Annotated in this window: 7 protein-coding genes; 1 reads left to right on the forward strand and 6 read right to left on the reverse strand. The window is 36.2% G+C overall.

Going from position 1 to position 13065, the window contains the following annotated elements:
- The 6 genes from A9G22_RS05565 to gss form a co-directional block, all read right to left on the reverse strand.
- The gene (locus tag A9G22_RS05565; RefSeq protein WP_075508496.1) at nt 1-1965 is read right to left on the reverse strand and encodes a vWA domain-containing protein; all 1965 of its coding nucleotides are present in this window, start codon (nt 1963-1965) and stop codon (nt 1-3) included.
- Nucleotides 1966-1977: 12 nt separating this feature from the next.
- Nucleotides 1978-2979 carry a hypothetical protein gene (locus A9G22_RS05570; RefSeq protein ID WP_065586638.1) on the reverse strand — a complete coding sequence of 334 codons (1002 nt, stop codon included), beginning with the start codon at nt 2977-2979 and terminating at the stop codon, nt 1978-1980.
- A gap of 130 nt (nt 2980-3109) precedes the next feature.
- Nucleotides 3110-5782, reverse strand: coding sequence for a putative virulence factor (locus tag A9G22_RS05575; RefSeq protein ID WP_075508497.1), 2673 nt, complete (start codon nt 5780-5782; stop codon nt 3110-3112).
- On the reverse strand, nt 5779-8805 hold the full coding sequence (locus A9G22_RS05580; RefSeq protein ID WP_075508498.1) for a virulence factor SrfB: 3027 nt from the start codon (nt 8803-8805) through the stop codon (nt 5779-5781). The genes A9G22_RS05575 and A9G22_RS05580 overlap by 4 nt, the downstream gene beginning before the upstream one ends.
- Before the next feature lie 9 nt (nt 8806-8814).
- Nucleotides 8815-10308: an SrfA family protein gene (locus tag A9G22_RS05585; RefSeq protein WP_065586641.1), complete on the reverse strand. Its 1494-nt coding sequence runs from the start codon at nt 10306-10308 to the stop codon at nt 8815-8817.
- 264 nt (nt 10309-10572) lie between these two features.
- Entirely contained in the window at nt 10573-12447 is a 1875-nt protein-coding gene (gene gss, locus A9G22_RS05590; RefSeq protein WP_075508499.1) for a bifunctional glutathionylspermidine amidase/synthase, read from the reverse strand.
- A 196-nt stretch (nt 12448-12643) separates the two neighbouring features.
- Here gss and ybeD point away from each other — a divergent pair, with 196 nt between their 5' ends.
- Nucleotides 12644-12910, forward strand: a complete 267-nt coding sequence (gene ybeD, locus A9G22_RS05595; RefSeq protein ID WP_065586643.1) for a DUF493 family protein YbeD — start codon at nt 12644-12646, stop codon at nt 12908-12910.
- Nucleotides 12911-13065: the final 155 nt, after the last annotated feature.

Genomic DNA, 13065 nt, shown 5'->3' on the forward strand with positions numbered 1-13065 from the left:
TTACGGCAACATTTCTAATGGTATAGGATAAACATTTTCGCGAGGATCACTGCCGTCAGCTAATGAAATCCAACGATCGACATCCGCATTACATTTTTGATAATAGCGAATTTTACTGTTTAAATTACGAATAAATTTTTCTTGTTCAAGCCCACTCATACTTTTCCATGTATCTTGATCAAGTCCAGTGACATCGCTTTTATAAGGGATATTATCTAAATATTCACCCAGCAAACCTAAGTCAGCAATTTTTGTGACGGAATCAGATTTTAATTTACTTGGATCTTGCCCCATTGCAGCCGCAACAGAACGAAGTTGAGAGAACATATCATCGGCAGAAATCAATCCATCATTAGCCGCATTAGCGATTTTGCTAACCACATCGCTCAAATCACTTAGTTGCGATTTTGTTAATAATATACGTGGCTCTGCTGTTGGAATAGTCGGTTTGACAAAATCTTTATCGGCAATCCATGCTTTAAAAACGGACGGTGCTTGAGTGCCTTTAACATCTCCCAAATAAGCCAGTTGCATTGCCTTGCTTAGTAGCAATGCATCTTTTAACATGTCTGAATTATCATCTTTTGCATTGATGGCATTACCAATAGAAGCTTCACCTTTATAAGCAAGTTTAACTTGTTCAGACAATGCTTTTGCTAGCAAATCAACTTTTTGACCAAACTCATTCACATCACCTGCATTCACTGGGTAATAAAGTGATTTATGAATAAAATCGTTATACGTTAAGTCCGAATATTGTTCTGCCGCAATTTGATGATCTTTTGCACCACTTGGCGTTTTTAAATGTAATGCATAAATCGCAACACCTTTATGCTGAGCTTCAAGTCTTAATTGCGCCGCATCCATGCCTGTACTAGAGAGCTTATCATCACCAGGAATTGCACTTGCATCGGTTATCAAAATCATATAACGCGCCCCAAAGCTATTCCAATTAATATCATTTAATGCTTGAGCGACACCTGCATAGGAATCTTCGGCAAAATACGAGGTAGAAACGGAAGCTTGTTTAAGCGAAGAGCTCAGTTGTTTAAAGTCCTCTTTATCTTTAACTTTATTGGGATCAGCAAAAATTTTACTCACAAATTCAAGCTTATCAGAGGCCTTTAAACTTGACCGAAATGAAACCAACCCAAACTTAACTTGATTTTGTAAATTTTCTTTTTCAATATGTTGATAAACTCGCGTTACTGCCTCCTTAGTTCTTGAAATATAAGGATCCATAGAAATAGTCGAGTCAATAACAAACACGATGGCGGCTTTAAAAGGGGCTACTTGGTTAGCACTATCATCAGTCGTCTGGGTAGTTGTTGGTTTTGTGCTATTTTTTATCAATGATGCTTGTTTACTGACTGAGGCAACTTCTAACACTCGCTCATAAAACCCTTGCCCATTCATCACTTCTTCACCTTGTAAAATAGGTAATAAATAGAAGTTACTTTTAAAATCAACGAACTCTTTAGGTTCTTGAGCCACCACTTCTAATGCGGGTTTATTGGCTTTTAATGCGTCACGAATAGGTTTTAATAAAGCTTCAGGCTTGTCTGCATCAATAATCGCCGTTAATGCGGCCTTATCTTTAAAAAAGAGCAAAGGATCACGATCAACTGGATTTGTAAAAACCAATGTCATTTGCATATTCCAAGCAATCGCACATGAATTATTAATCCAACCAATGGTTTTTCCATAAGAATCAGGGCCAACACTAAGCCATTCTTGATTATTGTCATTTTTGCGTTCATAAACATAATAACGGGAAAATGCAGGCAAGGATTTGCCTGTAGCATCGGTAATATTGTTTTTTAATTCACACGTTGGGGTACTTAATACACGTTGGTATAAGGTTGTTTTTCCAGCCTGTTTAAGTGGCTCAGTTGCAAATCCCATCAAAGGCAGGCATGTTAGACCTAGTGTGCAAATGCGTTTCGAGATAGCTAGCTTATTCATTCTTGCTCCTCACTATTTTTGTAATTCAGTTAAACGATCTTTAACGAACGTATTATTTGCATCATTAGTCAAAGACGTTTCATACCAATAAATAGCCGTTTCTTTATCCGCTTTAAAACAATTATTTGCTTCATAATATTTTTCGTCATACTCTTTTGCATATAACATCGCAATTTTAGGGTTAGTTTGAGCCTGATTTGCATATAACCGCTGAGCGATATTACATTTTTCAGCTTTTTTAGCTTCAGTAATGATCTGAATAATGGCATCTGTCTCTGGCTTGGTCTGTAAACATTGTTGAATAAAAGTTAAATCATCAGTAGAGACGTTGTTCAAACTACATTGACCACTAATTTGCACTGCTGGAGTGGGTAGTGTTGGTGGTGATTGATTTTTGAAAAATAAAAAATACCATGCAGCCATGCCAAGTCCAATTAGCACTATACAACCGATAATAATAGCCATAATTAACCCTAGGCGACTTCTCGATTTAACTGGCTCTTCTGGTATGATTTCTGGTTCGATGGATTCGGCAAACGTTTCATTTTCAGCGCCAAGGCTAGATTCTTCAATTAATGGTGTTTGATCTTCAATAATAGAATCACTAACAGGATCCGGCTGCGCTATAGTTTGTTCGTCATTCGGTAGTGCAGCTTGCAAGTTTAATGCGGTTGATGCAAGAACCGAATCAGCAATACTCACAACCCCCCCATCAACATAATTCTCATTTTGCTTATCACGAATTTGTATAAGAAATCGAATCTGGCTTTCTTGTGATAATAAAGAGTCGACCAGCCATTCACCAATTTGTCCAGTTAATTGTCCATTATCAACAGACATATTTTCAACCGCGTGCCAGTTTTTTTCTGGGCTCCATTGATTTAAACCGGATAAATAATAGCCATCTTGATTTCGTTGTATAAGCATATCAATGTCAGAACTACCACTCCATTTTTGAGCTAAAAACTTCGCAATACCGGGTTTATAACTAGCTAATTCAATTCTTAATGCCATGATATCCTCTATTTTTATACTCAAATAGGTGAGTATTGTTTATCTGAGCTATTAATTGGGAAAGCTCTTTTCACTCAAAAAGACTTTCCTACTATACTTTGTTATTTATTCAATATTTTGTTATTTAATTTTAATTAATCCGCGATTGCTTAAAAAAAGCAAGAATTTCGCCCAATCGGCTATTTTGTTCTTGGCTAATTTCGCGTCCTGCATGATGCCCTACATTTTCTTGCGCAAGCATAGCAAAGGCAATAAACCAATCAAATATTGCATACTGAGAGTAATTTTTCGTGTTATCGTCCAGTTTTGGTAATAAATGCGATGATTGCACATTAAATTCGCTGAGTGGTGAAGAAAATATTGGTTTCCCCTGATTAACTTTGCTCATTGGTATATCACTTGTTTGCCCTTGAATAAAACCCAGCCAAGCAATAAAGTCTGCCAGTAAGGTATGAATAGTGCTGACTTGTCTAGACTCTAGATCATCACGTTTACTACCTGTGTTTTCATTATTCAAAATGCGTTCGCTTAAACTTGCTTCAAGTTTCATTCGATTTGCAGCAGTAATCAATTCTTCTACCATAAAAGAGAGCGATTTTTGATTGATACCGAAAAACTGCAAGATATGCTTATCTAGCACAAGATTTCTTAAATGCTCTAACCATGCCGAGAAAACCGTTTTTGCAAACTTAGATTCATTCGATAATATAGCGACTTGTTTGGTGGTTGGTGATGAACTCACATCAGAAAATAGTTCAAAATTAGCAGTTAAACCAAAATCATTAGATAAATTATCTAACACATTATCATTACCTGCTTGCTGCGTTTCATTTTCGACAGTATTGGAATGATAAAGCGCTCTAATAGTTTGATCTGGCAATTCAAACGCTTTAAGTAGCTCACCTAATAATAGTGCTTTGCTCTGTAACTCTTTAACAACATCAGCAATAATTTGTTTTTTCTTGGCTAGTTCTTCATCATTGTCCGCTTGGTACCAAGTATCAAAACGCATATTAATAATATATTCAATTTTTTCATTAAGTTGTTCAACAATTCGTTGCTGTTTGACTTCAGTAATAGCAACTTGTTCTAAGTATTGGCTAATTCGCCCTATACCACCATCATTGAGTTTTAACATGGCATCCCATGCTTCTTCTGGCTGGAACACATACTGTTTGATATCACTATTTTGCACAAATGTATTTCTTAATGCATTCATTTTATCTTGATAATTTTCATTATAAGATTGCTCTTGGTAAGTGTTCGGCTCGACATTTAAAAACGGTACATCAAATCCTGGTTTGCGCACAAGAAAGACATTATTAAATTGATGATCATTAGACCAGTTGCTTAACCAATCGTAACTACCAAAGCGTTCTAAAATAGTTTGCTGAAGTAACCCACCTTTACCCCAGCTATTTTTAAGATTGTCTTCTGATAAAGTTAATGAGGTACCAATGCGTTTATCAAACATGGTAATTGCCCATAATAATCCGGCTTTTTTCGTCGCTCTTTTTTCAGCTGTTTCACCTTGGGTTTTATCGATCCAACGTTCAAGTACTGGACCAACATCATTAACATCAGATTGTTTATCTGACGGAGTGCAAACAACTAGCACGTTCATTTCTTGACTATCAGTATATTTTTCAAAAAGATAAGCAACTTTACCACGTAATAAAAGCTGAGCAATAGGGTTGCCTTCTTTCACATCTGAAATCGATATCAAATTTAAACGCCCTCGATATCCAGGAAAATCAAGTAAATCCACATTTTCAAAAGTTGGCACTCTGGTTTTATTGACTAATGGGAAAATTAATTCGGCGGTTAAAAAAGCCAATTGCGCTAAAGATATTGATGTTGGTTCACTATTTAACGGCGTTATAGTAATCGATGAATCTTTGTCGGTATTTAATCGCTCAAGAATATCGACATTCATAATACTGTCAATTTGTGACTTGGTGCCATTATTCTCTTTCACTAATACTGAAAGCGGCGCATACACAGTTTCAGCATGGTGTAAACTTGATAATGTTGTCGCCAATTGAGTATAAATTATCGTCAGTTCAGTAATTCCACCCCATAAGACAGAAAACAGCTCGCCACGCTCTACTATTGATAAATAAGGAATCAGGTGCGTTACTTTTTCCCAATATCCGCCTTTTAATTCTTCAAGCGAGTTACCAAAGTTTTCAGATAAATAATCGTAAAGATCAACAATATCATCCTCGCTAACACCACCGACATAATTCGTTTGTTTCTGATTTTCCAAACGTTGAATTGTCTGATTTAACGGTGCAAACTCGATTTTATTAGATACTTTTTGCTGATCAAAATCTTTAAAATAAGCATTTATCAAAATTTTGACAATTTCGATCTCTTTAAACAATTTTAATTCTAACGGATAGTTAGGTATGCCACCTTTGGCAATCCGGCTAAAGCGAGTAACAAGCCCCGTCGCCTCTTTGCCACTACCCACGGGATTAACATGGTCAATAAAATCTAACACTTCATTATCGACAACCGTTTCAAGCTTACCATTCTCACCAGCTGCAAGTGCTGAAATTAAATAGGATTTACCGGCCTGTGATAATCCAAAAAAACCAACTGCAACAGATTTCGTTGATACATCTCCCAATCGTTTTGCGCTGTTACGTAACCGACGCAAATCCAAAATTAAGTTATCCGCTTCGCTATTTAAACGTTTAGATGAATGGCGTGTTTGATTCACCCACTCAATAGCCTTTGCAGATGCTTGATAGACCTGATCCCAAGATTTAGGCAGTTGTTCGTTTAAGTTTTTCATCGTTTTATCATTCCACTATCAAGCCAATATTGCGTACTTATTAACCCCGAATTAACCATGGTGTTTAAACTGAGTTTAATATCCTGATTTTTATTACAGGCTCGACCATCTGAGGCTTTTACCTCTTTAATATAAAAATTCTCGACCATTTTTTGTTTATTTTTTATGCCTAAAGTCACTTCTAGCACGACGCCTTCAGCGCTCAATCGCTTAGCCACTTCACTGCTTTCAATCGTTAAAATATAGATAGGCGATGCTGGCCAACGGTCAACTTCAAGTTGCCTAAAACCAAGTCTTGTGGTCCCTCGTATTTCAAATGAGAGATGAGGAAAATCATAATCAGGATTATCCAGATCAATATCTTGATAATAGACATTTTCTTTTTTAATCATATTAAGATTATCTAAAAGTCCAATGTACTTAACGGTTGAATATAAATCTATATTAGAGGATCTAAAATAGAAATTAGGTAATCGTAAATTCTTGCTTAAAAAGCACAACATCGCCCCCACGGCGGCCGTTGTTTTAGGATCATCAATTCGTTCTTGTTTATGGAAAGGATACCAACCACCAGTATAATAACCATGCAAAGGCAAAATTCGACCAGCAGGCATGGATAAGCGTGATCGAAAATAACTTTGGATACCGGGTAAACGCGAAGGACGACCAGTTAACAAAAGAACATCACACTGATAACAACTAATAATTTCGGATAACGCATCAAAAGTTTTACAAATATTGTAATAATCGCCGCGAATAAACAAATAATGAATACGTTTAAGATTAATCTCAATACTTAAGTCAAGTACTGAAAAATCAGGATTATTTAATGCGCGCTTAATCGGTTCATTAATAAAATTAAGCACGTTATCAGTCATCATATTGTGTTGTAATAATTCACCGAAAGTAGAACAATAGACATGTTGCTCTGCGTGTAATGGGTCATAAAGTTCGTATGCTTTTAATATTTTTAATCCAACTGGTGTAAATAGCTGTAAGGTAAGTTGCTGGCGCAATACCGCATCTTGAACTGATAGTTGTTGTGAGCCAATAACTGTGGACAAAATAGGATTAGGATCAACAATTCCAGCTTGTTTTAAGCCATTTGTTAAAGCCGTTAAAACGGTGTCTTGAATGATGTCGAGTAAAATATCATCGCCAGCCACTTTGAATCCATCACGAAAACGCTGCGTTGGTACAATATAGGCATTACTACTATTGGCTTGCCCGCTAACGCCGTAGTCCAATTGATAATCGTTAATCACTAAATCCGTTGTGCCACCACCAATATCAACTGTTGCAATGGTGAGTTTTTGTTTATTAGCTTTAGTTGGGCGAACCATTGAAGCAATAAATTCTTCACTACGACCATTATAATTATTTTGTGTTTCGTTAAAAAGATACACAACTTGGCCACAAGTCGCTTCATCCCATTGGATATAAACTTCAGGAATATTTGGCCAAACACTTTTTATTTGTTCAGGATTATTAAAATCAATATTGTCATCTGAACTATCCCAACCAAGGCTTTTCCAAACCAAACCGATGGCTTGATATACGCAACTTTTAAATATTGCTTGTTCGGGTTTTGGCATGGCTGGCGGAATCGTTAAAATGATTGAACGCAAATTACGTGGTGTTTTCGCATGCTCTAGTTTATTACGCTGAGCGACACTATTCATTTGCATTAATGCATGCATTAATACTTCACATAACATAAACGTCATCAAAGAACTGCGAGAGTATTTTGGGTGGAAAACCGGCATTTTGCGATCATACTCGTCTTGAATATCATTGCTAAGAATATGCAACGCTTCTCCATATTCATTAATTAAACTAGAAAAAGGTTCTGCTGTTGCAAATGGTTCATGATCACTTTTTACATAATGAGAGTTAAAACGCCACCCTTGTTCATATTTATCTTGATCCCATAAATAACGTTTTGGGCTTGAAAGCCCCGTTGCACCTTCATTGCCTTCACGCCGACTGGCAAGTCGGCTTGCTTCTTGACCTACACGGACAATACTTGGCCAACGAAAAGTATCGCGTCGTCCACTTTGCAAAGAAAAATGTTCCTTACCAAAAAAAGTTTGGGCAAATTCTACTCGACTTTCAAACGGTTCATTATAGATATGCTCAGGCTGAGTTAAATCACGGATTTCAAGCTCATAACGATGATTTAAACTATCTTTATCTTGAGCATGATCTTCAATTAGAATCCCACAAGTGCGTGAATTACCCACATCTAAAATCATATCGACAGGAATTGATTTCACCACATCATCTTTATTGTTTGACACAATTTTAATTGCTGGTAATTGCAATGAATCGGCAAGTAAATGGATGATATTTAGGTAGTGCCCATAATAAGATTTGTTTTTAATTTCTTGATTAAGATCATCTTTATGCATCTTTAACCGCTCAGATTGTGGTGCCAGCTCTTGAAAGAGATCAATTAACCAACTGGTTATCCATTTAAGCTCCAAATACCATGAAACCTGATCTGAACGATGTGCTAAACTAAAGACTGCGCCAGTCTTCACATCATTTTCGGTTGGAGCAAGGTAAGCCACATCTTGTAAGTTAGCAAATACTTTTGTATCAAAAGCAAACGTAATTCGATGTGTATTGCCATCAGGGTCTTCACCTTCAGGAATACTAACAATTCGAACTCGGCTCCAATTATGCGGTCCTTGGTCAAAGCGCTCTGGCGGTATTGAACGCAAAACAGGCACAGGTAACCAAATACCATCGTATAATTTTAACGACTGATCAACACTAATTTCTTGTGTTGGTTTGACAGCAAATGTTGAATTATCAGGTGTAAAAAATTGACCACTTTCCACATCTTCAATCAACTTGATGAGTGCGCCACTTTCTGATGGGTCAATAAAAGCCCCATTAACTTTACTGCGCCATTGATTATCTTTCCAATCGATTTTAAGTGCAAAATCAAGAAACTGAATGCCACTATTCATAATTAGTGTCACTTCTTGACCATAATTGCGTAATTCTGGAAGCATATACAACCTTTATTGTTTTTTCATCGTTATCGGGAATGAAGTCCCGTTATTATAAATTCCTTGGCAATTGGCTTTATTATCTTTGCCTGGTGTGCATTGAATTTTGGGTAATTGATATTTGGTGTTATCACTACAAACAGCCTCTGTATTACCTGCTATACCTAGATTAGTATTTTTAATATCAGTGCCAACATTACCCGTACATTTCACACCGTCGCTACGCGTTATAGTGACTTCGCCATTACCATCTTTAAAGTTATAACTTAATTGCAACGGTTTTCCTGTGGCTTTATCTTGAATACCGCCATTGGCAGACCATTGGCCATCTAAGAATTTTGTGGATCCTTGCTTGATTGCATCTGCTGGTAAAGCTAAATTATTTGTTTGATCAACCGCAGCGTTAGAATTCGCTTTATTATCTTTTTTATCAAGATCGTTAGGCATTGATTTTTCATCTTTATCATCTGTTTTACCTATATCAGGCGGAGTCACTTGATCATTTTTATTATCTTGCGCATCTGGATTTGAAGTATTATTCCCCTCATTTGCATTATTTGGTGCTACAGAATAATCAACCGAATCACTTGCTACATCGGGATTAGTCGGAGTACTAGTTGTATTGTCTAAAATGGTACCATTTGGTATGGCGTTACCCGTGACACCCAACCGATTATCAACAACCACATCTCTTGGCTCAGTTTTTAATTCTGGTTCTGTGGCTTTTTTATCCTGTTTGTCATCTTTTTCAGGTTGATTAATATTGCTATTATCTAAAGATACATTCGGATTAATCGATATCTCAGGTTTTAACCAACAACCGCGTAACAAAAACAAGGCTAATAAAAGCAACAATAACGGTAATAATCCCAGCAACCATATCCACCAACGCTTCCACCATGCTCTATTATTGATAGGCGTTTGCACGGAAGTAATCGTTGCTGCTTGTGCAACTTTTTCTAGCGCTTCTAAACTATAGAATGGAGAATTGGCCTGAGAGGTGTGCGGATACACAAATCCCCAGAAAGTGATCACCGGTTTACCGTTAACAATATAAACAAATTGATTACTTGGAAAACGTATTGCCATCAAATTAGGTTCGGCACTATCAACATTATTTTTGGGATCATAAATAAGACGGCTAAAAAGCAGTTGATCGCCTTCTAAATTAGGATGACTGGCGAGTTGTTTGCCGAAATTCATCACTTTATGTTCAAACTCTTTCAGTAAAACCAGCGCTGACTGTTGCTCAGATTCACTAGCTGAAGTCCAAGGGACAATATCATATTGCCCATCAGGCTGATTTGAATCAAAAGGAATATACCAATCGATAATATTACCGTGATCATTGCGTTGCGGAATAGCTAAATAATCGGCATATTGTTTGCCTAATTTAACTCTAAACATTTCACGGATTTGAGCTGCAACTAAATAAGCAGCTTTACCATCATGCCCCAGTATTTTAAAATCTTTGATATCACCGCTTCGAAGTAATGTATTTGCCATATGTTCCTTTCTATTATTTTATTTCTCAGCACTTTTACGCAACAAAAATAAGTTTAACAGAAAACGCTATTATTGTAATTGATATGGATATCATGAGTTTTTAATCATTTTTGTGATAAGTGGTGTTATAAATAGCACCACTTGCATAAACCTTAGATAGCAATCAATATTAGGTTTATACAAGTTATTAAATTAACTATTACACTAATAATGTGTGCTAGTTTTATACTAAAACATCTACTTTCCTAAAACTTTTTTACAAAATTATTTTAAAAACACATCATCCGTCAATACACGTAATGGTTGCATATCGCTTTCACCTTTGATAACTAAAGAAGGATCGGAACGTAAACAAGTTCCACCATAATGTCCACCAACAGTAAAAGTACATAACTGTAGATAACGATCTTCGACTTTTGGTAAGCACCATAGTTCTTGGTAAATGTTTTCTTGTTTAGCAAATCGCCCTACTGTTTTATCAAGGATCTGATCTTTATTACTCACTAACTGAATATCACTGCCACGGCGCCCAGCTATAGGTTTAATCGCATACCCTTTTTTAATTAGGCTGTCAGTGAGCTCGAAAGTTGATTCTAATAAATAACGGTGATTTGGAAATAAAGACCATAATACAGGCAAGATAGCTTTATTACTTGGAATAACAGTCCATAAAGGTTCAAAAACAGATACCTCAGGTCGTAAAAGCACATCGATTAATCTTACCGAATTATCAGGATGCCACGTACGAATTGGTAACCCCGCAATTTGTGCTTCGCTTTCTTCACGAAGTTGATCGAGCACGGTTTCCCATGCCCATGTTTTCCAAACACAAGTGACTTGGCGGTCTTCATCATCTACAAGTCGTCCCCGTTTATCCCATTTTAGTCCAGTAAGTCCTCGTAAAATTTTGCTACTAAATCCCGCCTGAGTAAGTGCTGTTTGCATAAATAACGCATGGTAATTTTCCTCACTATCATTATCTTGCATAATATGAACAAAAGGTTGAGCGTCACTATGCATCCAACAGTTAGCTAAAGAATTGAGTAAGCCACTGCTAGGATTAGTACCAATATTTAGTCCAGCTTGAATTGCCCATTTTTGTAAAATGTGGCCAGCTTCAGTATGGCAAGAAGCCGAATCAGCATTATATTCATAGACTTTAAAGCCACGCTCATCCATACAAAAATCTAATCGCCCTGTAATCATTTGATAACGGCGTTGCTGCCACGAAAGCCTTAATCTTGGCCATAATATTTCTGGAATATTAAAATTAAGTAATAAATTATCATCCATTAATACCTTGTCGGTAGCATGCAAATACATTAAATGTAATTCATTGGTTGCACGGATGAGTTCTTGTTCGGCACTTTCAGAAATAGTGAAGTAGCGGTAGTGATCATCGTGGCTTATTGCATGACCTGTCGCTGCTACATATGCACTTTCTAATGGATCTGATTCATCTAGCCATTTTTTAGCAAATTGACCTTGATTTTCAATATGAGCACTATGGATTTCAAGTAACGACTTAGAAATTTTAGGTTGGGGTAAACTATATTCAGTTTTTTCAGTTTGAATCATCCAACCTAAGATTTTCGTATCATCAAACGTGTCATGTAATTGATAACCGTCATTAGTCACTGTCATTTTAAGTTCACGTGTCCAATGCTGTCCAATAGGTAAACGTGTATGTATTACATTTTGTTCAGCTATCCGTACTTTATCTTTAAATACTTCTGTAATGATTGCTACATGTCCTGTACGGTCAAAAAATCCAGCGTCATCCCAAACAAGTAATGCGCCGGCTTGAGGCATTTTTTTGCTTCCGTTAGCAAACGCTTGCAAAGGTAAAATCGCTTCGTTAACCACTTTCCTCAGAAATCGCAGTGAAAAAATTTCATGCGCCATTCCAACATCGGTAAAGACAATGCCATAGTTTAAAAATAAAAATCGCCTTGCAAATTCAACGCATTGCCATTTATATCCCATATATTCATAACCAGAATAGCTACGAAATGATGCATCATTAGGATATTGCTTTGGTTCTAAAGTTTCATAATCAGATGAATAAATAGCAACCCCACCCGGTGCATAACCTAATAATGTGCCAAAAGGTTCTTTATTTTTGGAGTTAGATGACATATTGTTTTAGCCTTATTGGTAAAAATAGTAAAAAACGCTCATTTCACTATGTTAGAATTTTCTTATCATAGCTCAAAATATATACTTTAAAAAGCGATGTTTATTGTGCATTACTTGAAGAGTGATAAACAGCCTATATATAGTAATCATTCTTGATACCAATACATTGAACCTATTAAATGAGAAAAATAAAATTATGCAAAAAACAAAATTAAATGAGTTATTAGAGTTCCCATGTTCTTTTACTTATAAAGTAATGGGAGAAGCAAAACCTGAGCTTGTAGACAAAGTGGTATCAGTTATTCAACGCCATGCACCTGGTGATTATACACCATCAATCAAACCAAGTAGTAAAGGTAATTATCATTCTGTATCAATTACCATTAATGCCACGCATATTGAGCAGGTCGAAAATCTTTATAAAGAATTAGGCGAAATCGATATTGTAAGAATGGTCTTATAGCATTTTACGTATTGCGAAAAATAGGGTCTTGCTGTTATGGTTAAGGCTCTCTATCTTAAAAAATAAAATAAAATCAATACGCTACCTGAATAATTTTTAGGTAAAGAATCTGTCCTTGGTTAGAACAAAAATCTACTTAAAAAATATAATAAAAT

The sequence above is a fragment of the Gilliamella sp. App2-1 genome, from assembly GCF_001690255.1.
Taxonomy (GTDB): Bacteria; Pseudomonadota; Gammaproteobacteria; order Enterobacterales; family Orbaceae; genus Gilliamella; species Gilliamella apicola_G.

What these genes read in the sequence shown, in the direction of transcription:
- A9G22_RS05570 (WP_065586638.1), bottom strand. Translation starts at nt 2,979, where the DNA reads ATGGCATTAAGAATTGAATTAGCTAGTTATAAACCCGGTATTGCGAAG.
- A9G22_RS05580 (WP_075508498.1), bottom strand. Translation starts at nt 8,805, where the DNA reads ATGCTTCCAGAATTACGCAATTATGGTCAAGAAGTGACACTAATTATG.
- A9G22_RS05585 (WP_065586641.1), bottom strand. Translation starts at nt 10,308, where the DNA reads ATGGCAAATACATTACTTCGAAGCGGTGATATCAAAGATTTTAAAATA.
- ybeD (WP_065586643.1), top strand. Translation starts at nt 12,644, where the DNA reads ATGCAAAAAACAAAATTAAATGAGTTATTAGAGTTCCCATGTTCTTTT.
- gss (WP_075508499.1), bottom strand. Translation starts at nt 12,447, where the DNA reads ATGTCATCTAACTCCAAAAATAAAGAACCTTTTGGCACATTATTAGGT.
- A9G22_RS05575 (WP_075508497.1), bottom strand. Translation starts at nt 5,782, where the DNA reads ATGAAAAACTTAAACGAACAACTGCCTAAATCTTGGGATCAGGTCTAT.
- A9G22_RS05565 (WP_075508496.1), bottom strand. Translation starts at nt 1,965, where the DNA reads ATGAATAAGCTAGCTATCTCGAAACGCATTTGCACACTAGGTCTAACA.